Source organism: Rhodococcus sp. WS3 (assembly GCF_003797085.1).
Lineage (GTDB): Bacteria > Actinomycetota > Actinomycetes > Mycobacteriales > Mycobacteriaceae > Rhodococcus_F > Rhodococcus_F globerula.
Map to the genome: position 1 here is coordinate 896875 of NZ_RKMA01000001.1, position 23414 is coordinate 920288.

Annotated in this window: 19 protein-coding genes; 5 read left to right on the forward strand and 14 right to left on the reverse strand. The window is 62.4% G+C overall.

From position 1 onward, the window contains the following. Nucleotides 1–24: 24 nt before the first annotated feature. On the reverse strand, nt 25–1464 hold the full coding sequence (locus EEB13_RS04090; protein ID WP_141484671.1) for an NAD(P)H-hydrate dehydratase: 1440 nt from the start codon (nt 1462–1464) through the stop codon (nt 25–27). Nucleotides 1465–1503: 39 nt separating this feature from the next. Here EEB13_RS04090 and EEB13_RS04095 point away from each other — a divergent pair, with 39 nt between their 5' ends. Then, nucleotides 1504–1869 carry a plastocyanin/azurin family copper-binding protein gene (locus EEB13_RS04095; RefSeq protein ID WP_033231342.1) on the forward strand — a complete coding sequence of 122 codons (366 nt, stop codon included), beginning with the start codon at nt 1504–1506 and terminating at the stop codon, nt 1867–1869. A 61-nt stretch (nt 1870–1930) separates the two neighbouring features. Here EEB13_RS04095 and glmS read toward each other — a convergent pair whose 3' ends face one another. Continuing rightward, entirely contained in the window at nt 1931–3793 is a 1863-nt protein-coding gene (glmS, locus tag EEB13_RS04100; RefSeq protein WP_033231343.1) for a glutamine--fructose-6-phosphate transaminase (isomerizing), read from the reverse strand. Nucleotides 3794–3882: 89 nt separating this feature from the next. Here glmS and EEB13_RS04105 point away from each other — a divergent pair, with 89 nt between their 5' ends. After that, nucleotides 3883–4740 carry a chlorophyllase/cutinase-like alpha/beta fold protein gene (locus EEB13_RS04105; RefSeq protein ID WP_051730217.1) on the forward strand — a complete coding sequence of 286 codons (858 nt, stop codon included), beginning with the start codon at nt 3883–3885 and terminating at the stop codon, nt 4738–4740. Here the strand turns inward: EEB13_RS04105 and EEB13_RS04110 are convergent. The 10 genes from EEB13_RS04110 to eccCa all read right to left on the reverse strand — a co-directional run bounded on the left by EEB13_RS04110 (nt 4701) and on the right by eccCa (nt 15841). Further along, nucleotides 4701–5006 (reverse strand): hypothetical protein, encoded by a 306-nt coding sequence (locus EEB13_RS04110; protein WP_141484672.1) that lies wholly within the window; start codon nt 5004–5006, stop codon nt 4701–4703. The two genes, EEB13_RS04105 and EEB13_RS04110, sit on opposite strands and share 40 nt — an antisense overlap. Further along, nucleotides 5003–6268 carry a hypothetical protein gene (locus EEB13_RS04115; RefSeq protein WP_141484673.1) on the reverse strand — a complete coding sequence of 422 codons (1266 nt, stop codon included), beginning with the start codon at nt 6266–6268 and terminating at the stop codon, nt 5003–5005. Before EEB13_RS04115 ends, EEB13_RS04110 begins: the two co-directional genes overlap by 4 nt. Next, on the reverse strand, nt 6268–6585 hold the full coding sequence (locus tag EEB13_RS04120) for a hypothetical protein (RefSeq protein ID WP_051730218.1): 318 nt from the start codon (nt 6583–6585) through the stop codon (nt 6268–6270). Before EEB13_RS04120 ends, EEB13_RS04115 begins: the two co-directional genes overlap by 1 nt. Before the next feature lie 124 nt (nt 6586–6709). Beyond that, on the reverse strand, nt 6710–8056 hold the full coding sequence (glmM, locus tag EEB13_RS04125) for a phosphoglucosamine mutase (RefSeq protein WP_141484674.1): 1347 nt from the start codon (nt 8054–8056) through the stop codon (nt 6710–6712). A gap of 144 nt (nt 8057–8200) precedes the next feature. After that, nucleotides 8201–8710: a 30S ribosomal protein S9 gene (gene rpsI, locus EEB13_RS04135; protein ID WP_033231346.1), complete on the reverse strand. Its 510-nt coding sequence runs from the start codon at nt 8708–8710 to the stop codon at nt 8201–8203. After that, nucleotides 8707–9150, reverse strand: a complete 444-nt coding sequence (gene rplM / locus EEB13_RS04140; protein ID WP_033231347.1) for a 50S ribosomal protein L13 — start codon at nt 9148–9150, stop codon at nt 8707–8709. Before rplM ends, rpsI begins: the two co-directional genes overlap by 4 nt. A 322-nt stretch (nt 9151–9472) precedes the next feature. Beyond that, the gene (locus tag EEB13_RS04145; RefSeq protein WP_141484675.1) at nt 9473–9769 is read right to left on the reverse strand and encodes a WXG100 family type VII secretion target; all 297 of its coding nucleotides are present in this window, start codon (nt 9767–9769) and stop codon (nt 9473–9475) included. A gap of 117 nt (nt 9770–9886) precedes the next feature. Further along, entirely contained in the window at nt 9887–10192 is a 306-nt protein-coding gene (locus tag EEB13_RS04150; protein WP_033231349.1) for a WXG100 family type VII secretion target, read from the reverse strand. A 154-nt stretch (nt 10193–10346) separates the two neighbouring features. Beyond that, complete coding sequence (locus EEB13_RS04155) at nt 10347–11849, reverse strand: type VII secretion-associated protein (RefSeq protein WP_222839785.1); 1503 nt, start codon at nt 11847–11849, stop codon at nt 10347–10349. After that, complete coding sequence (eccCa, locus tag EEB13_RS04160; protein WP_141484677.1) at nt 11831–15841, reverse strand: type VII secretion protein EccCa; 4011 nt, start codon at nt 15839–15841, stop codon at nt 11831–11833. The genes EEB13_RS04155 and eccCa overlap by 19 nt, the downstream gene beginning before the upstream one ends. 243 nt (nt 15842–16084) lie before the next feature. Between eccCa and eccD the strand changes: the two genes are divergently transcribed. Together eccD and mycP are read left to right on the forward strand one after the other, a co-directional pair. Further along, entirely contained in the window at nt 16085–17551 is a 1467-nt protein-coding gene (eccD, locus tag EEB13_RS04165) for a type VII secretion integral membrane protein EccD (protein ID WP_261984443.1), read from the forward strand. A gap of 17 nt (nt 17552–17568) precedes the next feature. Beyond that, on the forward strand, nt 17569–18972 hold the full coding sequence (gene mycP, locus EEB13_RS04170) for a type VII secretion-associated serine protease mycosin (protein ID WP_261984444.1): 1404 nt from the start codon (nt 17569–17571) through the stop codon (nt 18970–18972). On the opposite strand, the gene EEB13_RS04175 is transcribed toward mycP, so the two are convergent. Further along, nucleotides 18969–21092, reverse strand: a complete 2124-nt coding sequence (locus EEB13_RS04175) for an ABC transporter permease (RefSeq protein ID WP_141484678.1) — start codon at nt 21090–21092, stop codon at nt 18969–18971. The two genes, mycP and EEB13_RS04175, sit on opposite strands and share 4 nt — an antisense overlap. Before the next feature lie 153 nt (nt 21093–21245). On the opposite strand from EEB13_RS04175, the gene EEB13_RS04180 reads away from it, so the two are divergent. Then, nucleotides 21246–21896, forward strand: a complete 651-nt coding sequence (locus tag EEB13_RS04180; RefSeq protein ID WP_033231353.1) for a TetR/AcrR family transcriptional regulator — start codon at nt 21246–21248, stop codon at nt 21894–21896. On the opposite strand, the gene eccB is transcribed toward EEB13_RS04180, so the two are convergent. Next, nucleotides 21889–23352, reverse strand: coding sequence for a type VII secretion protein EccB (gene eccB, locus EEB13_RS04185; RefSeq protein WP_141484679.1), 1464 nt, complete (start codon nt 23350–23352; stop codon nt 21889–21891). The two genes, EEB13_RS04180 and eccB, sit on opposite strands and share 8 nt — an antisense overlap. Nucleotides 23353–23414 lie beyond the last annotated feature (62 nt).

A 23414-nucleotide genomic window follows, 5' to 3' on the forward strand; every position in this document is an offset into this window, starting at 1 on the left:
ACATCAATTCGGGTTTGACATCACTCAATTCCGCGCGACGCTGCGCAACACTCTTACTGCGTCACGCACACTCCCGAGCAGCGGCGATGCCGAGATCGGTGCACCGGCAACGTCGGCGTGGCCGCCTGCGGCCGCCAAGTTCGCGGCAAGAGAGTGTGTTCTGGCTCCCACGGCCGCAGCGTCGAGCGGTGCAAGCCCGGCAGCGAGCAGCGCCCCGATCACACCGGACAAAACGTCACCCGATCCGGCGGTCGACGCCCACGAGCCACCCGCATCATTGACCAACACCTGTCCGCCTCGATCAGCGATGACTGTCGTGTGACCTTTGAGGAGCACCGTCACACCGAGATCCGATGCCAAGGCGCGCGCGGCACGGACCCGATCAGACCCCACCTCGGTGCCCGCCAATCGTGCGAACTCACCCGCGTGCGGAGTCAGAAGCGTCGGTGCGGTGCGTCGACGTGCCAGATCAAGATTCTCGGCCAGCAAGCTCAACCCGTCCGCATCGACCAGGACCGGGACATCCGTCGCGAGAACAGATGCAAGCAGCGCCGCCGCGTCGGCATCGGTCCCCATACCCGGACCGACCACCCACGCCTGAACGCGCCCCGCGTCTTCGAAGGCCGCGCTTGCGATCACCTCGGGGAAACGTGAGAGCACCTCGGCCGCGCCGTGACCCGCGTAACGCACCAGACCCGACGTCGCCGTGACCGCTGCCCCCGTACACAACACACCAGCCCCCGGATACTGCGCACTCCCCGCGATCACCCCAACAACGCCCTGCGAATACTTGTCGTCACTCGGGCCCGGAACCGGCCAGCGCGCACCCACTTCCGCCGGATCAAGGGAGCGGAAATCCGGCTCACCGAGATCCAGACCGATGTCGATCAGCTCCACCCGACCGCACCGCTGCGGTGCCAACACATGCACAGGTTTGAGCGCGCCGAACGTCACCGTCACCGCAGCTGTGACCGCAGGCCCGTCGACGCCCCCGGTGTTCGCGTCCACACCACTGGGAAGATCTACCGCCACGATCGGGCAGCGGACCTGCTCCACCAGCGCGGCCGCCGCAGGGCGTAACGAACCACGACCCGAAATCCCGACAATCCCGTCGACCACCAGATCCGGTGTACCGAGGTCGGACTCGATACGCCCACCCGCTCGGCGGAAAGCCTCGAGGCCCCGCCGGTGCGCGCGCTCCGGGTCGAGTAGGACCGCACGCACAGCGACTCCGCGCTTACGCAGGAACGCTCCGGCCCAGAGCGCGTCACCGCCGTTGTCGCCACTGCCGACCAGCAGAGTCACCGACCTCGAAGCGAGTAATCCTGTGTACAAACGCAATTCGTCGGCAACAACCCGAGCGAGTCCGTACGCGGCCCGGCGCATCAACACTCCGTCGGGCAACGACGCCAGCAGCGGCGCCTCCGCTTCGCGAACCTGATCTGCCGTGTAGTACCCGCGCATGCCGGAACCCTTCGTTTGCCAGTCGCTACCCTCGGAACCATGAAATCACGTCTCGTCCCGATGTTCGCGGGCCTCGTTCTCACCGCCGGCCTCGTCGGGTGCAGTTCCAGCACGGATTCCACCCCTAGTGCGCCCGAAACCACGCTGAGTGGCCCCGTCGTCACCGTCACCGGGATGGCCTACTCCCCCGCATCCATCACCGTGAACGTGGGTGACACGGTCACCTGGGTGTTCGACGACGGAGGCATGGCCCACGACGTCAAAGGCATCGGCAGTGCCCGAAGCCTGCTCCGAAGCCCGCTCAAGAAGTCGGGCACCTACACGGCCACCTTCGACGAACCCGGAACCTACGACTACACGTGCACACCGCACCCCGACATGCGAGGCACTGTGATCGTTCAATAACTTTCGGCAGCAGTGAGGCCCGCAACCGGAAGGTTGCGGGCCTCACTGATTTCACCGAAAGCTATTCGACGGTAACCGATTTCGCCAGGTTACGCGGCTTGTCGACGTCGTAGCCACGTGCCGCGGCCACCTCCGCGGCAAAGATCTGCAGCGGTACCGTGGACAGCAACGGCTGCAACAGGGTCGGCGACGCCGGGATCTCGATCAGGTGATCGGCGTGCGCACGTACTGCGTCGTCACCTTCCTCGGCGATCACGATCGTCGTTGCACCACGCGCCTTGATCTCCTGAATGTTGGACACCAACTTCGAGTGCAACACCGCACGGCCCTTCGGCGACGGCATGACGATGATGACCGGCAGGCCCTCCTCGATCAACGCGATCGGCCCGTGCTTGAGCTCGCCCGCCGCAAAGCCCTCGGCATGCATGTACGCAAGCTCCTTGAGCTTGAGCGCACCCTCGAGCGCAACCGGGTACCCAACGTGACGCCCCAGGAACAGAACCGTCGACGCATGCGCAAACGTGCGAGCCAGCTCACGGATCGGTTCCGCGTTCTCGATGACCTTGCTCACCAGAGCCGGCATCGCCTCGAGGTCCGCGTACTCACGGGCAACTTCGTCCGGGTACTTGGTGCCGCGCGCCTGCGCCAGGGCCAACCCGACAAGGTAATTTGCCGTCACCTGCGCCAGGAATGCCTTGGTGGACGCGACGGCGATTTCCGGTCCCGCCCGCGTGTAGAGAACAGCGTCCGCCTCACGGGGGATCTGCGCGCCGTTGGTGTTGCAGATCGCGAGAACCCGAGCCTTCTGATCCTTGGCATGCTTGACGGCTTCGAGCGTATCGGCGGTCTCGCCGGACTGCGAGATGGCAACAACCAGCGTCGAACGGTCCAGAACCGGGTCCCGGTAACGGAATTCGCTCGCCAGCTCCACCTCGACCGGAAGCCGAGTCCAATGTTCGATCGCATACTTCGCCAACAAACCGGAGTGATACGCGCTGCCACAGGCCACGACAAAAACCTTGTCGACGTCGCGCAGTTCCTGGTCGGACAACCGCTGCTCGTCGAGAACGATCTTGCCGTTCTCGAAGTGCCCGAGAAGCGTATCCGCAACTGCGGTCGGCTGCTCCTCGATCTCCTTGAGCATGAAGTAGTCGTGACCGCCCTTTTCGGCAGCCGCAAGATCCCAGTCGATTTGGAACGGGCGCCCCTGCGCTTCGTTGCCGGAGAAATCGGAGATCCGGTAGCTGTTCGCGGTGATCACCACCGCCTGATCCTGACCGAGTTCCACCGCGTCGCGTGTGTGCTCGATGAACGCCGCCACATCGGAACCGAGGAACATCTCGCCCTCACCGACACCCACCACCAACGGCGTCGAACGACGCGCAGCGACAATCGTGTCCGCATGATCGGCGTGCGTGAACAGCAACGTGAACGCGCCTTCGAGACGACGGACAACCGACAACGCGCTCTCGACGAAATCACCCGCAGTCGGGCCCTCCGCGTACGCACGCGCCACCAGATGGACCGTTACCTCGGTATCGGTGTCACTGAGCAGTTCGATGCCGGCAGCCTCGAGCTCAGCACGCAGCGGAGCGAAGTTCTCGATGATGCCGTTGTGGACCACCGCAAGCTTCCCACTCGCGTCGCGATGCGGGTGGGCATTCCGATCGGTCGGTCGACCATGTGTAGCCCACCGGGTATGACCCATGCCCGTTGAGCCGACAAAGCTGTCCGCACCGATCTCTTCCAACTCAGCTTCGAGGTTGGCCAGCTTCCCGGCCTTACGCTCGATCTCAACGCCACCCACTCCGTCGAGAATCGCGATTCCCGAGGAGTCGTAGCCGCGATACTCCATTCGCCGCAAAGCCTCCACCACGACACCCAGAGCTGGGCGGTGGCCGACGTATCCCACGATTCCGCACATGGTGAATCAGGGTACTTGGACACCCGTGGCACGCGCATTCTGCGGTTGCCAGGGCACGCCGACGGCCACATCGGATAACGTCTTGATCCGTGGCACCGAAACTGAAGGCACTGACCCGTGAGCTGTCCAAGCGCGGACCGCACCGCGTTCTGCGCGGCAACCTCGCTCTGGCCGGTCAACCAGGAGTCGTCTACACCCCGGAAACGGGCTTCAATCTCCCCGCCGTCGCCTTCGGGCACGGCTGGATGGTCGGTGCGCACAAATACGAACAAACACTTCAGCATCTCGCTTCCTGGGGAATTGTCGCCGCAGCACCCGAAAGTGAGCGTGGCCCCGTCCCCTCGCACCTCGGATTGGCCGCAGACCTGCGCTCGACCCTCGACATCTGCGTCGGCGTCCGACTCGGTCCCGGGCAGATCAGCGTTCATCCTGACCACGTCGCATTTGCCGGACACGGGATGGGTGCCGGTGCCGCGGTCCTCGCAGCCGCACAACGTGGAAACGTCGCCGCCGTCGCCGCGCTCTTCCCCGCACCCACCGCCCCCAAAGCCGAGAACTACGCGTCCAAGATCACAGCCCCCGGGCTGATCCTCGCCGGCGAGGACGACGTCGACTCACTCACCAGCAACGCCCGCCCGCTCACCCGCGAATGGGGCGGACCCGTAATCGGACGAACCGTCGACGACGCCCAGGATGCTGGTCTCATCGAAGGGCGTCGCCTTCTGGGAGCATTGGGCCTCGGCGGCTCCGAGCGCAAAACACAGGCCACGACGCGTTGCCTACTGACGGGATTCCTTCTATTCCACCTGACCGGCGACAAGCGCTACGAAGCATTTGCCGATCAGGACACCGAATTCCCGCACACCTCGCCCATGTTCGACGCGGATACTCAGTCCGACACCCACTCTCAGTCCGACGCTCGCCGGAGCCAGGCAGTTTCCCGGTAATCAGCACTCGAATCTTGTACCGGCTGGCCGGACTTCGCAGCGTCGCCAGGCATCGCAGTATCGCCAGGCATCGACGCGGACGCTGATCGCAGAAACGCGCCCTGTTCGAAGGGCAAACGCCCGAACTCCTTCACACCGGTAGACAATTCGCCGAATTGTGCACACCGCTGTTGGTGGTCACGTTCGGCAGCAGATCGTCGCATGCGAAATTCGGTGAGTTGCGAATCCATGGCCGCATTGATGGCGTCGAACTGCGACAAACTCATATCGGCCCCGCCCCGGCTAATTCGGCTCCGGTCACAATCGGTTCGTTCAGCGACTCACGGTATTCTGGCGGTGCAGGGTCTTCTGACGGCGGAGTGTCTACTGGAGTTGGATTAGGGGGTTGGTACGGCTGCGGCGCGGGCTCCGGCGCCTCGGACATTGCGGGAGCGGCATCCGTCTCCACCGCGATTCTCGGCCAGCCGTGCTCGTCCAATTCCACAGTGACAGTGACGGACTCCCCTGACAGGTCACGAACTTCAAGACTGACCCCACGTCCGTCCGGCGCGAGCGAGAACCCCCAGGTATTTGCACCGACCGCCAACTCGAGTGCAGGTGCAACCCTGTCCCCCGACGGTTCGACTGCTTGCGGCACGGATGTCTGCGCTGCGTCGGCCGGAACTGAAGAATGCCGCGTTTCGGTAGATTCACTCTCGACCGGAAACAGTTCGGAGACGATACCGGCGGCAACCCCGAAAGCGTCGGTCAGAGCCACCCGGGCCTGCTCGCAGGCGCGGTCGAACTCGTCGCGGGTATCCACGTACACAGGCCTGAAGATCTGATCGATCCAAGGTCTGACGAGATCTGCTGCTGCTCTACAAGTTTCGATCTGATCGACCGGCGCGGCATATCGCACCGCTCTGAATTGCTCATCCGACAACGGCGCAAACCACGTGGCAGCCTTGGCAACTGCGTCCACGCCCCCTTGCTGCGTGCTCACGTCCACCAGCTGATCGATGCGCTGCGCATCGATACCGCCGATCGTTTCTCGATTCAGCGACGCAACCTTGAAAGCCTTGTCCACCACAGCAGTTCGAACGATTCCTGCCAGCTCGTCGGCGACGGAAATCAGCAACGGCATGGCCTCCACGTCGACTTCCGCTCTTCGCTGCTCGTCGCGCACTCGTCCGGCAACGTCGTCCACAGCCTCGACATTCCAGATCTCCGCGAGCGACTCGGACAGGACCGCGAAGTCCTGCGAATCGCGCGACGACGCTTCCGCCGCAAGGGACATCGTCGACACGTCAGCGTGCAGAGCCTGCAGATCGATTCCCGATTCGGCACGATACATCTCGTCGTAGCTACCCAGCGGTCGCATTTCGATACCGAGACGAGTGGCCGCGTCGTGAAAACGCTCGAAGAAATCCAATCCGACGCTACCGGAGTCGAGAATTTCGTCCGGAACCGACAACGAATTACGTTGCGCAATAATAGATTCCGCAGCATCTGCCGAAGCTGTCGACGTGGCCGCATTGCGAATCGGCATCAGAAACCTGATTTCGTATACTCGCGGCTGTGCATTCGCAATTGGTCTGCCAATCCCAGATCGACATCCGCAATCGCTTGGGCGGAAGTACCGATACGCGCGCCGAGAGCCTCGACGAACTGGGCACGTTCCACCATCCGTATCCGGAGCCCACCCAGCGCAGCAGCTAGCGTGTTGCCACACTCGACGTAATCCCGGCCTGCACACGCGCCCGAGAACTCGGGAAATTCCAACGTTCGTGCAGTCACACCCATCTGTTGCGCAAGCGCCGCTGTCCGACGCTCGAGCTCATCGGTAGCAGTGTGGTCGATATCCATGCGGAACTCCGTTTCGCCCGGCCGCACGAAAGATCCGGCGGTCCATGACTACTTGGACGCACGAACCCCGTGGGTCGTTCCCACGAGAATTCAGTTCCCCACCGGACGATCACGCTACATGCGGTTACACCGCTGCGACGGTTTCTGCCAGCTCGTCGGCAAGCTTGCGTGCCACACCGAGATCCGCAGCTTCGACCATGACTCGCACCAATTGTTCGGTACCGGAAGGTCGAAGCAGAACACGGCCGGCGTCACCGAGCACACGCTCGGCATCGGCGACCGCTGCCATTACCGAGGTCGCTGCGGCAACTGCTGCTTTGTCTTCCACCCTCACATTCACCAAGACCTGCGGAAGCGACGTCATCGTTGCGGCGAGCTGCGAGGACGACTTACCCGTCTGCGCCATCCTGGCCAGCAATCGAAGTCCGGTGAGCACGCCGTCTCCGGTTGTTCCGAATCCGGGGAACACCACGTGTCCGGACTGTTCGCCGCCCAAGCTGTATCCGCCGGTACGAAGTTCTTCCAACACATAGCGGTCACCGACCGCCGCTGTGACCACGTCGATACCCGCTGCCCGCATCGCAAGGTGCAAACCCAGGTTGCTCATTACGGTCGCCACAAGTGTGTTGTCGACCAATTCTCCGGATTCGTGCATCGCCACCGCCAGCACCGCCATGATCACGTCGCCGTCGATCACTGCCCCGGTCTCGTCGACGGCGAGGCAACGGTCGGCGTCACCGTCGTGGGCAAGACCAAGATCGGCGCCGTGCTCGACCACTGCTTTCTGCAGATTCTCCAGGTGAGTGGATCCACAACCGTCGTTGATGTTGAGGCCGTCCGGTTCGGCGCTGATCGCGATCACCGTCGCACCCGCAGCCCGATAGGCCGCCGGGCCGACCTCGGAGGCTGCCCCGTTTGCGCAGTCCACAACAACGGTCAGGCCGTCGAGCGGCTGCGTCAGAGCGGTGCCGAGATGCTGCAAGTAGAGCGCAGCGGCATCACCGACCGGGCGTACTCGCCCGATACCCGCGCCGGTCGGCAACTTCGGCGCCACACCACCGTCGATGGCGGCCTCGATTGCGGCCTCGACATCGTCGTCGAGTTTGTGTCCACCCGCGGCAAAGATCTTGATGCCGTTGTCCGGCATCGGATTGTGAGAGGCGGAGATCATCACGCCGAGACTCGCATCGAACAAACCAGTCAGATAGGCAACCGCTGGTGTCGGCAGAACGCCGACATCCAAGACGTCGATACCGGCCGAAGTCAGCCCCGCCGTGACAGCTGCCTGGAGCATTTCACCGCTCGCACGAGGATCGCGTCCGACGACCGCGGTCGGGCGGCGGGTGCCACCACTGGTTGATTCAGCTGCCAGAACATGCGCAGCCGCTATCGACAATCGCAGCGCAAGATCCGCCGTCAGATCACCATTGGCCAAGCCGCGCACACCGTCAGTTCCGAACAACCGCCCCATCGAACAACTCCCTGAATATCTTGTGCGAGTTCTGTGAAATATCTTTCCCGAAAAACACAAGAGCAGGCGTCCGGTAACGATGGACGCCTGCTCTCGAGTCGAACAGGTGCCGAAGCAGACCAGCCGGTCAACCTCGGCGAAGCATCAACGCTTCGAGTACTGCGATGCCTTACGAGCCTTCTTCAGTCCGTACTTCTTACGCTCGACTGCGCGAGCGTCACGGGTCAGGAAGCCGGCCTTCTTGAGTGCCGGACGATCATCGGGGGTGACCTCGATGAGCGCACGAGCGATAGCCAGACGCAACGCGCCTGCCTGACCGGACGGTCCGCCACCGTGCAGCAGTGCAACGATGTCGAAAGACTCGGGACGCTCAACCGTAACCAGCGGAGCCTTGATCAGCTGCTGGTGCACCTTGTTCGGGAAGTAATCCTCGATGGTGCGGCCGTTGAGCTTGAACTGGCCGGTGCCGGGGATCATGCGGACGCGGACGACCGCTTCCTTACGACGACCAACGGTCTGGATCGGGCGATCGATGACGATCGGTGCCAGCGTAGCCGCTGCAACCTCTTCGACGACCTCGACTGCTTCGGCGGCGAATTCTTCCACTGCCTCGATGTTTTCTTCGGTCACGTTCTGCTCTTCCGGCGATGTCACTGTGCGACCTGCTTGATCTCGAACGGCACCGGCTGCTGCGCGGTGTGGGGGTGATTCGGGCCCGCGTAGACCTTGAGCTTGCTGCTCATCGCGCGACCAAGCTTGGTCTTCGGGAGCATGCCGACGATGGCCTTCTCCACGAGGCGATCGGGGGTCCGGTCGAGGACCTCTCCGACGGTGCGGGACTTCAGGCCACCCGGGAATCCGGAGTGGTGGTAGACCTTCTTGCCAACGAGCTTGTTGCCGCTGATGGCAACCTTCTCGGCGTTGATGACGACGACGAAGTCGCCACCATCGATGTGCGGAGCGTAGGTGGGCTTGTGCTTACCGCGCAGCAGGGTCGCTGCCTGAACGGCAAGACGGCCCAGCACCACGTCGGTGGCGTCGATGACGTGCCACGTGTGGGTCACATCTCCGGCCTTCGGGGTGTACGTAGACACAGAACTTCCTCGTCTTAATTCATTCCACTGCTGACCATGTGCGTATCGCATAGACAATTCTCGGCGGCCAGTTGAGACCCGAGAACCGCTGGACCCTGCGCATCGAGTTCCGGGAATCGAACGTGCAGTCGAACACACGATCAAACATCCGGACATCAACATGCGGAGGCCTACGGCACGCCACCGATAGACGATACCGGTATCAACCGTCTCCGGTCAAAGAGAGTCCGGACTACCGTTGGCAGCATTCATACAAGAGCTTTCTACCCCGACGACCGATGCTCGTCGGGGTAGAAAACGGAAAGCCACATGCGACGTGAAGTCAGCGCCCGAAGCCGTTCGCGGCGGCGCGATCGGCGTCGCGCATCGAATCGGAACCACTCGCGGTTGCGTTGGCGATCTGAGCCAGCACGATGTTCAACTCTTCCGACGCCTGCCCCCACCGACGCTGAGCGTCGTTCCAGGCTTCAGAACCCGCACCTTCCCATCCCGCCTGCAGGTTGTCGACAACAACCTTGATCGCGCCCTGCTTGTCGTTGATCGCCTGCGCCTGACGCTTCATTTCGTCAGACAACATGGCAAGTCCGCCGAAGTCGTACCTGATCATGTTCTCGCTCATAACCACTCCCGTTCCACTTTGTGTCCGTATCGAATCTGATCTCTGTATGTCTGTCGCATCCGGGTCGATCTGATTCGACTCACCGAATGTTCTTGCGCGGAGCCTGATTCAGAGCACTCAGGACATGTTGACGGTCGCGCCGCGCAACGAACTCACGTTGTCGGATTCTGCGCTGTCGAACGTTCCGGCCGACTGCTTGATCTGCTCACAGATATCGCCCAGCGCCGTATCGAGCTTCATGGCAGCGTTGTTGTAGCGCACCATGATGTCGGCGTATTCGGTGTGCGCACTGCCCTTCCACGAACCGCTCGACGCCTCCGCCTCGGATCGAACAGCATTCACCAGACCTCTGATGTCGCCCAAATGACCGTTGATGACATTCGCCGAACTGATCAATTCAGCGGTAGTTGCGGTAAAGCCCATGTTTCCCCCTGGTTGTGATGTGCATGCGCGGTGTCGGCGGTGGCTCACATCCGGCGGACCTTCGCCGGCAACAAGTACCTGATGTGCGCTACACATACTTGGACGCCGCGCACTCGCCGACGGTTCCGGCGGTTCGAAAAGAAATTTCGCGCGGTCAATTCACGGACGACAGTGATTCGACGATCTGAACGCACTCCGGCTCGAACGCGTCCCATTCACCGACGAGGTACTGGCACCCGATACTCACCTGCCTGCCACGTTCGACAAATACCTGCCACCGAACTTCGGAATATCCATCCGGAAATTCCCTGTACAACAGAACCTTTCGTCCGTCCACGGCAACAGTGGACTCGAGGTTTCCGAAGCGGAGTGGATCCTCTATCGCCGAAAGCTGCTCACGCAGATCGATCTCGACCGCGTCGAACTCGACGCCTGCACGGAGTTCCTTCTCGACGATGACGATTTTGCGATCATTCCCAGACGCCGGAATCAAGTCCATCCGTCCTGCGGCCGATCCGCCGCGATCGGGCGCCCACCCCGCCGGCACGACAACGCTCACGTTGCCACCGGCGAGCGGGATTGTTGTCGTCGCCACGGCCGACGTAGTGGAAGGCACCAGCGTGCTCGGCTGGGCACTCCCCAGTGTGGTCGGTTGTGCGGTCGGCGGCACCACATCGGCAGACTCACCGTCAGTAGTTCGGGCTTCGACCGCAGTACCTTCGACCGCAGTGCCTTCTACGCTGCCTCGCCCGGTCGCGACCGCCACGCCCACCCCGAGCAGTCCGACAGCAACGACTGACACCGCCAGCGCCGGCAACCATCGGCGCTGGCGGACACCCGAATCGGCTGGCGTGACCAGCCTTGACGGCGGCACCCACCGATCTCCGAATGCCGAGTTGTCCACAGCCCGACCCGCCGAATTTTCTGCTGTGACCGACTCCAGACGCACCCGCGGATCAACGATCGCTCGCACGATCCGACTCTCGTCGAGAACACGCACGCTCGCATAGCCGTGAATGCTTCGCGACCCACGCTCCAAGGACGACGCAATCGAATGCGAATGTCGCCCGACAACTACTACAGAGTCCCGAACTGTCAGTTCCTCGAATTCACCGAATAGTTGCGGCAATTCCGACAGTGCTCTGCGCTGGGTGTTCATGAGCGTGACGTCTCCGTCGAAATCGCGCACACACGAAACGACAACGTCACCACCGCGGATCTCCACCACGATGCACCTCGCTCGCCAGCTCCCCCGGGTGGCGCGCGCAATCGCAATCGCGGTCGGGACCAGGACAACGTCGTACCCGACCTGGCGCGCAGCGTCGAGCAACCGTCCCTTTCGGGTATTTCCCCACTCGGTCGGATAGCTCAGGTACAGCACATCCGCATCTGCCAGACCGCAACCTTGCACGGTGTGCAAAATCAAGTGCACCAGTTCGAGATCGGTAGGCACGATTCGTCCACCGATCTCCATGTAGTTGTCGTCGATGAAATCGAGCGGATTGACTGCAGGCAACGCGGCGGCCGGCGACGAATGCTGCTCGGTGTCGACTCTGCAACAGAATTCGCGTTGCCCGGTTGCCGACCACGCGTTGGACGAACCTATATGAACAGACACCGACAACGTGTGACCCGATGTCACAGCGGTGGCATCCACGGTAGCTGCACCAGCTGGGTCTGCGACCGAGACACGTACGTACCCCGCCCCTGCGGCATCTCGGAACCACGCACGGCGCCAACCAGATTCCCCTCGTCGCGGCTGCCACTCATCACGACGCCGGCAGGTGCCATGTCGCGGATCCGGGCAATCACCGGTTCGAACAGTGCACGCCCTGCCCCGCCGGATCGTCGGGCGATCACCAGATGCAGCCCCACGTCCTTCGAGTGGGGAATGAACTCGAGCAATGCCGCCACCGGGTTGCCGGTGGATGTTGCCACCAGGTCGTAGTCGTCGATGATCACGTAGATTTCCGGTCCCGACCACCACGAGCGTTCTCGCAGTTGTTGTTGCGTCGTATCCGAATTCGGCATTCTTCCGCCGACGATCCGAGCAAGGTCCGCCATCAGTTCACCGAATGTCGCCGCTGAGGCCGAGTATCCACCGAGGTGATTGCCGTCGACCACACCCAACATCGAATGGCGATAGTCACCGATGATCAATTTCGCCTGCGCCGGTGTGTTCGACGCCATGATCCCTTCGGCTATGCCGCGGAGCAGCGACGTTTTCCCGCAGGCGGTATCGCCGAATATCAGGAGGTGCGGATGCTCCGCGAAGTCCATGTAGACAGGTTCGAGGTCGGTTTCACCCAGCCCGACAGGTACCCGCAGACACCGACCGTCACCCGCGCTTGCCTGCGGCCACCTGTCTCCGATAGACGCGAGAAGCTCTGCACGCGTATATGATTCAGGGAGCATCCGAACTGGTGGAGCGGGTCGGGACGTCGACATAGCCGCGATGCGGATCACCGAATCAGATACCGCGGCGCTCAGTTCTACGCTGCTGGAGATGCCATCCATACGCGGAAGCCCGGTCAACAAGTGCAAGCCTTCACGAGTGATACCGCGCCCCGCATGACGTTCCGGAACCAGATTCGCTTTCTGGCGCCCCGCGTCGGAGTCTCCTGGGTCACCCAGGCGAAGTTCAATCCGCGTGCCGAGCTGATCCTTCAATGCCGGCCGAATATCTGCCCACCTCGGCGCGGTGACCATGACGTGAACCCCGAATGACAATCCCTGCGCCGCAAGGATACTGATCGGCCCTTCCAGAGATTCGAAGTCGGAACGAACGCTTGGCCACCCGTCGATCACCAGGAAGACATCGCCGAACCTGTCGCGTTCGAGGCCGGCGGCGACACCAACTCCGCGGGGATCGGCAGTGCGCAGTCGCCGGAATTCGCCCATCGAGTCGATACCGAGTTCACGGAAGAGTCGCTCCCGTTGCTGCACTACCGTCGAAACCTCCGCCACTGTTCGCCGGACCCTGTCCTGATCGAGACGATTTGCCACCGAACCGACGTGCGGAAGGTCCCGCAGTCCCAGCAAGGTTCCGCCGCCGAAATCGAGGCAATAGAACTGCACCTGCTCCGCGGTATGCGTCAGAGCAAACGCCATGATCAGGGTCCGCAGTGCCGTCGATTTCCCCGACTGCGGGCCGCCGACGATCGCTACATTTCCGGTCGACCCGTTGAGGTCGACGACAAGTGGGTCGCGCCGCTGGTCGAACGGCCTGTCGACAATTCCGAACGCTGCACTCAAATTCCCACGGGGCAGATTCGGATCACGCGACACGGCGCGCGGAAGAAGCTGATCGAGCGTCGGAGACTCGGAGAGCGGAGGAAGCCACACTTCGTGCGCGCGCGGACCGTACTCCTTGATCCTGTCGACGAGAACTCCCATGAGCGTTCGTGATTCGTCACCTGCCTCCCCCATATCTACGAAGTCCGGCTCCACCACATCCTCCGGGAGGTGATCACTGATCACCGTCGCAGCGGTGAACAACACCGGAGCGAGACCGACGGATTGTTCCGTCGCAAGTCGCGTCGGCGCAATCCTCGCACCCTCGTAGGGTCCGGAGACGTACGCGCCTTGAAAGCGCACGATCTCGGCAGAATCCGCTTTCACATATCCGGCGCCTGGATTTCCGGGTAGATAGTATGCGTCGGGGACCCCCAACACGGTCCGAGACTCGTTGGCGGAGAATGTCTTCAAGCCGATTCGGTACGACAGATGACTGTCGAGCCCACGCAATTTCCCTTCGTCCAGACGTTGGCTGGCAAGCAGCAGGTGGATGTGCAGCGATCTGCCGAGCCGGCCAATCGCCACGAAGAGGTCAGCGAATTCCGGTTGTTGACTGAGCAATTCGGAGAACTCGTCCACTACGACGAACAGGGCAGGCAGCGGGTCGAGTGCGGCACCCGCCATCCGGGCTTTTTCGTAGTCCGACACATTTGCGAAGTTGCCCGCGGCCCGGAGGAGTTCTTGACGACGGTTCATTTCACCGGCAAGTGCGTCGCGCATTCGGTCCACCATGGCCAGTTCTTCGGCAAGGTTGGTGATGACGGCCGCAACGTGCGGTGCCTCTTCGAGACCGAGGAAGGTTGCCCCACCCTTGAAATCCACGAGGACAAGATTGAGGGCGTTCGGCGAGTGTGTCGCGATCAAACCGACCACAAGCGTCCGAAGAAACTCCGATTTTCCCGAACCTGTTGCCCCGATGCACAAACCGTGCGGCCCCATTCCGTTCTCAGCGGATTCCTTGAGGTCGAGTTCGACAGGTTGACCGTCGGCACCGACACCGATCGGCACCCGCAGTCGATCACGTCCCTGGCGAGGCAACCACGCATGCTCCGGGTTGAACCGCGCAGCGTTTCCGATGCCCAGCATCTGACTCCACGAGCGCGACGCCGTGTCGTCGCCCCCCGAATCGACAGCGTTCTGTGAAGCAGCACGGTACGGTGCCATCCGTCGGCCGAAGGTCTGGGCGGTAGTCGTGGAGACGGAATCAGGGCGCGCAAACTTCTCGACGCCGGCACTACTGACCGCGCCCACTTGATCGGGAGCGACCACCAGACGCAAACCACGACTGGCCGACAACGACGACGAGAAACCACACAGGTCCAGGATCGTCACCGAATCCAGACCCGCTCCCGTCAACAGACCCGAATCGCCTTCCAGCAATCCGCCGTCGACGACAACGACGACATGCGGCACACCTGACGATGCGGGCGCGTTTCGCGAGAAGCGGCCTCGCATCGAAAGTTGCTCACCCAGAGCACCTTCCAACTCGAGATAGGAGCCGTACACCATCCGCGCCGCGCCCGCCCCGTCATATGCCTCCGGGTGCTGCGTGTGCGGCAACCACTTGACCCATTCCCATTCGACCTGAGTATCGGGGCCACGCACCACAGCGATCTGCAATATGTCAGGACCGTGAAAAGTACACAACTGCATCAACATCGCCCTGACCAACGACCGCGCCGCGTCCCGCTGACCTTCGAGCGCTATCGAGGCGAACCCCCGCAGCGATACCGCAGTCGGAAGATCCTCGACCACCGAATGGGAACGGACAAATCGTCGAAGCGACACGGATGCAACCGGTTCGAGGTCTTCAACCGGTCCGGTCTCCGGCGAGATCAGACGAGTCGCCAGTCTCTGACTGCCGAGACCGACACGCACGTGACAATAATCGGGGTCCGTTATCTGACGCTCCCACATGCGTGACGTGCCTGCCAGGGTCCACAGCAACGACGGCTGCGGACTACTCCATTCGAGTGCCCGACGTTGCGCCTGCCCGGTCTCGTCGACATCACGACGCAACTGATCGAGATAACGAAGATAGTCCTTACGGTCCTCGTTGACCTCGGCGGTCCGCGCGCCACCACTACGGCCCCCACCGGCCAGCATCCCGAGCATCGAGACCATCATCATGATCGGAAACAACAGGGACATGGGATTTCGCGCCATTCCCGACGTGAACATCAACGCGACCATGCCGATCATTGCCACCACCATCACCACCGGCAGCAATTTGGTCAGCAGATTGCCAGGAGTCGCACGAGGGATCTCGGGCGGCGCCTGCAACGTCACCTCGCCGCCTGGCGCCCGCGGCGCCTCACGCCGAGCCCGACGCAAAAATCTGACTGTACTCACTTCGCCCCCTACAGCGCTGCGATGTGTCCGACATCAACCGGACCGCCCCCACGGCACAAAGTCCACGCAACGAGAAGACACTAACCCATCGGGCCGACAAGACCTTCGAGCGCAACCGTTCCACTGGAGCAGTGGCGGCAGCAATTCCCAGTCCGGTGTCGTATGGTTCCGATAAAGAAGGGGGACGCGAACGGGGAATCGCGTCGAAGGGTGGGGTTCGACAGTGAACAGTGGGGTTGATTCATGAGCATGTCGACAACCGACACGGCGCCGGCGGCGCCAGGTGATCGTCGTAGCGCACCGTCGGCAGAGCTGTGTCGACTGACAGTTCTGTCGGCACATTCGCAGGTCGATCTCGCAGTGCCGCTGCGCATTCCGCTCGTACTGGTCATTCCCGGCATAGTCGACACTATTCGAAGCCACAGCGGCTCCAACGATTTCGACACCGTATCCGAACAATTCGAACCGACGGACTGGACACTGGCCAAGGTTGGCCGCGCACCGCTGTCGGGCACGCTCTCCCTTCACGAGCATGGAATCCGTGACGGAGAACTACTCGTTCTCGAAGCCGCGGACGCTGCCGCTCCACCGCCGTTGTTCGACGACATCATGTACACCGTCGCCGCCACCGACGCGCAGACCTACCGGCGGTGGACACCACTGGCCGCACGGATCACCGGCTCTGTGATCGCTGTCCTCGCATCGATGCTCGGCTCCGCCGCGCTGATTGTCGGCGCAAGCGGAATATCGGGTGCCACTTGCGCTTTCATCACGTCCCTTCTACTGACCATTGCGTCGATCGTGACAGCCCGCGTCTACCACGACAGTGGAAGCGCACTGGTCCTCGGTTGCGCCGGCGTTCCACTTGCATTCACGGCTGGTCTCCTTGCCGTGCCCGACGACCTAGAGGCGCCACACCTTCTCATGGGTTCCGTGCTCGTCGCATCGGTCGCTTTACTATGCCTGCGCCTCTGCGGCGTCGGGTTAGCCACATTCACAGCACTTTTCGGCATCTCGTTGGCCGCAACCGCAGCTACTGCGGCAGCAACGCTGCTGCCGCGCGTTTCGCTGGAAACTATAAGCGCAGTCGCCATCGCACTCGCGCTGATCACCCTCGCCTACTCGGCCCGGCTATCGATGATTCTTGCCAAGCTTCCGTTGCCGCCAGTGCCGGTACCGGCAAATCCCTTGGACGAAGCTCGTGATCTTGCCGCCGAACCCGACATGCCGAATTTCGACGAACTGACCGAGCGAACCGGACGCGCCCGCAGTTACCTGACCGGTTTGGTGGTCGCGACATCCGTGACGGCCATGACCGGTGCGCTGAGTGTGGCCGCGGTCCATACCGACGACGGAATCGTCTGGTCCGGCCTTGCCCTTGCCGGAGTCACCGCAGGCGTTCTGATGCTCCGCGGACGCACATTTGCCGGTACCGCCCAGGCGGTTCCCCTCATCGCGTGTGGGGCTGCCATCGTGCTAGTTGTTCTGGGCGCCCAGATCTGGTCACACAAAGACGACGCCGTCGTCATATTTGCCCTCGCCATGGCCGTTCTCATCCTGGCACTCGTGCTCGGCATCCTCGCACCGAACCGGGTGTTCAGCCCGGTGATGCGACGGGTTGCAGAGTTGGTCGACTTGGCTGCAATCGCGCTGATCGTGCCTCTGATCTGTTGGGTGACCGATCTATTTTCGGTCATGCGCGGACTCTGAGCGTCGGACATACACGCATGAACCGTGGAATATCCTGGACTGCGACACTCCTCGCCATCGCCGCACTCGCACTATGTGCGGGGCAAGGCGTAGCTGTCGGCGCGATGCCGCCACCCGTCGATCCGTTGATGCTTCCCGAAGACGGCCCCGCGGCGCCACCGCAAGCCACGCAACAGCGCACTCTGTGCGTCCCGGCAGTGTCGGGCGGCGACGGTGCCAATGTCCCTCCTGCCCAGCTGGACTTGGCATTCGATGCGGTCTGGCCGATCACGACCGGCGCAGGGCAGCGTGTCGCGGTGATCGATACCGGAGTCAGCCGTCATCCCCGACTTCCCAATCTGGAACCCGGTGGCGACTACGTGGGAGCTGCCGACGGAACGGAGGATTGCGACGCCCACGGTACCGTCGTCGCTGGGTTGATCGGCGCTCAACCTGTGACTGGGTCAGGCTTCTCCGGCGCCGCACCCGGCGCGACAATCATTACGATCCGACAGTCCAGTTCGGCGTACTCCCTTGCCGGCAGCCAAGGCGACCCGAAAATCGCCGAGAACTCGTCGGGGTACGGAAATGTCGACACGATGGCCATGGCTGTCCGTCACGCCGCCGACATGGGAGCCACCGTCATCAACATCTCCGAAGTTGCGTGCAAGTCGGCAGCCGAGGGTATCAACGATCAACGCCTCGGTGCCGCAATCCAATACGCCGCGCTCGTCAAGGACATCGTTGTCGTGGCCGCGGCAGGAAATGTCGGATCCGGCGGCTGCAAGAGCCAGAATCCCACTCCTAGCCCGCTGACACCCCATGCTGACCTGTGGAATTCGGTCAACACGCTCGCCAGCCCCGCCTGGTACGACGACTTCGTACTGACCGTCGGATCCGTCGATCCCAACGGGGCGGCAAGTTCGTTCAGCCTCGGTGGTCCCTGGGTCGATGTGGCCGCTCCCGGTACCGCAGTAGTGTCACTCCATCCCACCGAACCTGGGTTGACCAACGGAACGTACGGCCCGGACGGCTCCGTTCAAGCGATCAACGGGACAAGTTTTGCGGCGCCGTACGTCGCGGCAACCGCGGCGCTGGTTCGATCCCGATACCCGGATCTCACTGCTGCACAGGTAGTTCAGCGCATCGAGTCGACGGCGCACGCCCCGGCCGAGGGCTGGAACCCCTACGTCGGGCATGGGGTGGTCGATCCGTTGGCAGCCGTCACCGCGCTGCCGAGCGATGTCGAAACCTATCCGCTCGGTCACCACACCTCGACTCTGGCTGCGCTGCCCGTACCGCCGCCGCCGGACAACCGCGCGCGCGACGCGGCTCTCCTGGGCGTCGCGGCCGTAGGTTCGCTCGGTGTCCTCGCCCTGCTGTCATCGTTTCCGATACGTCGTGTGTTTGCAGAGCGAGGACACCGTTCACGTCGTCGCTAAACAGCAGACAGCTGAGCCTGGGGCAGATCCGCGTGCTCCGGGGGCAGATCTTCGGCCCGAGCGGAACGAACCTTGTCGATGACCATGACGCACAGCAAGGAGACAACGCCCCAGATCACAAACGTGATCAGATGCGACCCGACTGTGTCCGCGCCGAAGTACAGAATCGACCGTACCGATTCCACGGCAGCAGGCATCGGCAGGATGCCGTGGAGCACTCGGAATATCTCTGGTTCCATGTAGACCGACATCGCACCACCAGACGCCGGAACCCCGAGGAACATCAAGATTGCGACCGCCGGGATGACTGCGAGGAGCCCGAGTAGCCGTGCGAACACCGTCGTGAACAGCGCGGTACAGAAGATCGCGACGATTCCGGTTCCGAAGAGCTGCCAGAAGTGGCCGTCGATCGCTCCGACTACAGGTCCGGCAATTGTCCAGATCACGGCGGACATGAAGACCGACCACCCGGCTAGCACCGGGAGCAGAGTCCGCAACTTCATCACCGTGGGCGCAGCACTGCTCGCGACGACGATGATCATGAAGCCGGACATGATCCAGCCCATCGCAATGTACATACTGACCGTGCCGCTGGAATCGGAATCGGCAAGCGGCGCAAGATCCTGCGTGGTCAGCGGCACCTGCTGGCCCTGGGCAACCTGCGTGAAAACAGCTGCCACTGCTTGCTGCTGGCTCATGCCGGCAGCTTGGCTGGTGATCAGGGTCGCGGTCGGTGAATCGGCGGACGGCAGTACGTATGCTGCGACAACCGTGCGGTCCTGAACGAGGTCGCTGGCTGCGTCCACCGAATCGACTGCACGCAGATCGAACAATCCGCCCAAGTTCCGTTCAAGTCCCACAACGGCCTGCTCAGCTTGCTCGCTCGAGGCGGCAACCACAGCGACCGGCATGTCACGGGGCGCCGGCTGATACATCGCTCCGAGCATGACCGAAAGCATCAGCACAACCATGGCAAACGGGAAGAACGCGAGCGTGGCGTAGCGAACCTTGTTGCTGGTCGGACGTGGCCCAGCAGTCAGCGACGCCATGGACACCTCAGGCGCACCACCGTCAGGACTGCGACGACGCTTGAGCGCGTCGACGCCCAAGGTCGCGAGAAGCGCAAGCGCTGCTCCGAGCGCCAAAACGATCAGGTGCGAGCCGAGACCGTCGCCGCCGAAGTACAGCACTGATCGAAGCGCCTCACCCGTTGCCGCAGTGGGCAGGAACCCGTGCAGCGTCGCATAGATCGACGGCAGGGTGTAGACCGACATTCCCATGTTCGAGGCCGGGACGCCGAGCACCATGATGAACAGCATGCCGACCAGAACCGCCATCGGCCCGAATATCCGGGTAAGGAACAACTGCACGGAACCGACGGAAAAGACAGCGAGCCAGGAGATTCCGAGAACTGCCGCCGTATGGCCCTCGACTGCACCGAGAATCGGGCCGGTGACCAACCACACGAGCGCTGCGATCAGCGCAGACCATCCGGCAAGAAGTGGTACGACTCGGCGGAATCGCAGCAGCTCCGGCGAGTTGGACAGCGTGATACTCAGCGGCATGTAGCCCGCAAGCATGAGCGCCGTGGCCATGAACATCGCCGCCAGACCAGCGGTGTCATGGGCAGGCAATGGAGCCAGATCCTCGACCGTCACGTTGAGCCCCTGCTCCAGCACCTGTGGGGCGACAAGTCCGGTGACCGTCGAGACTTGAGCAGCACCGGCCGCACTCGCGGTGTAGACCGTTGCTGTGTCGCCTCCCGTAGCGGGCAACGACACGACGCCGGATACCTCACGGCCCAGGAGGAGTTGACGTGCCTCGTCCTCGCTACTGACTACTCGCACATCGACGGCCGACGGATCGGACGCCTCGAGCGCAGCAGCAAACTGATCGGCCTGCTGGATCGGCCCGGCCACCGCAATCGGCATGTTGTTCGGGGAAGGCGCGTGCATCGCGGCCAGATACCCCGTGATCATCATGCCGACCATCAGGAAGGGCAGCAGAATCATCGCGACATATCGGCCGATCTGCTCTTTTCGGGCTCGAGCAGCAGCAGCCTCGACTTCCGTGGGCTCGCCTGGCGGATGCTCGGTTTCCGGCGATGCGGTGGTGGTCATAGTCGAACTCCTAAATATCAAAAATTACGCTGCGCGTCTTAAAAAAATTACGCCGCATGACTTAAAATGGCAATCGGTAGAGTCGTGACGTTGATCCCACTTCCGCGGCGTCGCGCCGGAAGACCAGTCAGGGAACCAGCAAACGGAGGAAGCATGGGACAACACGGAGATCGGGTGCGGCAGTCATTGCTGGACTCGGCAGAGGAACTCTTTGCCACCCACGGCATCGACGCGGTGTCGAACCGTCACATCGCCGAACACTCAGGCAACGCCAATCACTCCGCCGTGGCCTATCACTTCGGCGGACGCGACGAACTTATCCGCGCTTTGTTGGAGCGTCACGCGACCGAGACCAAGCTGCGCCGCACACAACTCGTCGCCGTCTTGGGCGAGAACCCCGATCTCCGAGACTTGTTGAGCTGCCTCATCCTTCCATGGACCGATCAGCTCGCATCGATGCCGCGGCCCAGCTGGCGGGCACGCCTGCTCCAACAATTGAGGTCAGTGCCATCCGGAATGGAACTCATCTCCATGATGTCGGACCCGCTGGAAGACGACCTCATCCAGCAAACGAGGGCCTTCCTCGCGGACGTGCCACCACCCGTACTGGCCGGCAGGGCCTGGATCATGGGTCGCATGGTCACGGACGTCTGCGCCCGGTACGAGTCACTGGTTCAGCAAGACTCGATCGACCCCGACTGGACGGGCTTGGCCTACTTCATCATCGACGCGGCCGTTGGCATACTTTCGGCCCCCGTCACCAGCGTCGGGGACTTTCTCAGCGCACGCACGAGCGCTAATTGACCGGCGCCGCCGGAAACGGGTCTGGCGTCATTCCGTCATGTGCAACAAGGGCATTCGATTTGTCGAGTGACGGTCCCGAAGCCAACAACTCCAACATTTGCCAAGGCGCGCGATCCGGAGGTCTCGAGAGTCCGAGCGCCTTCGCCGAATCTTCGTTCGGCACTCCGTATTTCACGCCGGTATCGGCAACATAGAACACGCTGTCGCGCCGAGTACTCTCCGTCTCGATCCCGGTCGCCTGAACAAATCCCCCCTTACCCGGCGCGACGTAGGCAAAATCCAACCGATCCCCCGACCCGTCCGCCTGCGCCAGCGCAACCACCCTGGCGTCGGCGGCAATCGGCAGGTCGCTACCCACGACCACACTCACGCTCGCAGAGCTACGCTGCACTGCAACCGAAACCGGATCCGGTTTCCAGACAAGACAACTGACCGGAGCTACGTCTTCGTTCACCACGGTCGGAGCCAGCGCCGGGAGTGCGGCCGTGGCAAGTTCGTTCACCGAGGGAATGCGATTGATCGCATCCGGCGTCACAGTGGCCATTCCCGAGTCACCTTGAGAGTCGGAGAAGTAGATCAGTTGCGCCACAGCTGAACTGACCTTCTGTATACCGTCCTCGAGAACGACGTAGTACATCATCTCGGAGCCCGTGGAGACTTGAACAACGGATCCGACTGTTTTGTCCGCCAACGGATACTGCGGCACTGTGCCAAGACCACGAATGGCCGGAGCCTGTAGCCGCGGAACCTCCGGGATCGCATTGAGCATGCCGACGCTGATCGGCCGCGGCTCGATTCCTTCAAGTCCCAATGCCCGCGTGATCGCCGGATCACCGATGTCGACAGCAGCCCGTTTCCCGTCGTAGACGAGAAAATGATCAGCACCCGAACGCACGAGAAGCGCGTGATCAGAAGGCAAGTACGACGCGACTTCCCGCAACTTCGGCTCGCCGACCAGCACCGTCGAGGCCACGGACCGATTGCCGTCGGCACCTACGGTGTCACACACCGCCCAAGGCGCATTTGTCGGATCTGCCGCCTCCGGTAGTGCCGACGGCCCACCTGGTATCCCCACCAGCGCTCCCCTAGGCTTGCCATCGATTTCGGATTCCTTCACGATCGAAGGCTTGTCAGGCGAACCGATGATCAACCTCGCAGATGCAAGGTTCAGAACCGGGTGAAATGTGCCCTCCATTGCGACAAACATTGCACCCGAGTCTTTTCCGACCACGATGGCTGCATCGGCAATCTTGTCCTGAGGCCGAAAAAGCGCAAGCACACCACACCCCGCAAGACCCAACGACGCCAGCACGATACCGACGATCAAGGCCCGCGATTGCGATCGCATCGGGTCGTGCAGCATCCGCACATCCCGCCTGACCAGTGCATGTTCCATGCGCCGAACCAGGAAGCGGTATCCGTTGACCTGCCACCGAGTTGTAGGTGTAGCAGCCATATTTCCCCCCGTACCTGTCATCCCCTGAGATGACACAGTACAGTTCCCCCGGGGGTGGAACC

Bases quoted from the DNA above. Each gene is read 5' to 3' on its own strand.
- EEB13_RS04090 (WP_141484671.1), bottom strand. From the start codon at position 1,464: ATGCGCGGGTACTACACGGCAGATCAGGTTCGCGAAGCGGAGGCGCCG.
- EEB13_RS04095 (WP_033231342.1), top strand. From the start codon at position 1,504: ATGAAATCACGTCTCGTCCCGATGTTCGCGGGCCTCGTTCTCACCGCC.
- glmS (WP_033231343.1), bottom strand. From the start codon at position 3,793: ATGTGCGGAATCGTGGGATACGTCGGCCACCGCCCAGCTCTGGGTGTC.
- EEB13_RS04110 (WP_141484672.1), bottom strand. From the start codon at position 5,006: ATGAGTTTGTCGCAGTTCGACGCCATCAATGCGGCCATGGATTCGCAA.
- EEB13_RS04115 (WP_141484673.1), bottom strand. From the start codon at position 6,268: ATGCCGATTCGCAATGCGGCCACGTCGACAGCTTCGGCAGATGCTGCG.
- EEB13_RS04120 (WP_051730218.1), bottom strand. From the start codon at position 6,585: ATGGATATCGACCACACTGCTACCGATGAGCTCGAGCGTCGGACAGCG.
- glmM (WP_141484674.1), bottom strand. From the start codon at position 8,056: ATGGGGCGGTTGTTCGGAACTGACGGTGTGCGCGGCTTGGCCAATGGT.
- EEB13_RS04145 (WP_141484675.1), bottom strand. From the start codon at position 9,769: ATGAGCGAGAACATGATCAGGTACGACTTCGGCGGACTTGCCATGTTG.
- EEB13_RS04150 (WP_033231349.1), bottom strand. From the start codon at position 10,192: ATGGGCTTTACCGCAACTACCGCTGAATTGATCAGTTCGGCGAATGTC.
- eccD (WP_261984443.1), top strand. From the start codon at position 16,085: ATGAGCATGTCGACAACCGACACGGCGCCGGCGGCGCCAGGTGATCGT.
- mycP (WP_261984444.1), top strand. From the start codon at position 17,569: ATGAACCGTGGAATATCCTGGACTGCGACACTCCTCGCCATCGCCGCA.
- EEB13_RS04175 (WP_141484678.1), bottom strand. From the start codon at position 21,092: ATGACCACCACCGCATCGCCGGAAACCGAGCATCCGCCAGGCGAGCCC.
- EEB13_RS04180 (WP_033231353.1), top strand. From the start codon at position 21,246: ATGGGACAACACGGAGATCGGGTGCGGCAGTCATTGCTGGACTCGGCA.
- eccB (WP_141484679.1), bottom strand. From the start codon at position 23,352: ATGGCTGCTACACCTACAACTCGGTGGCAGGTCAACGGATACCGCTTC.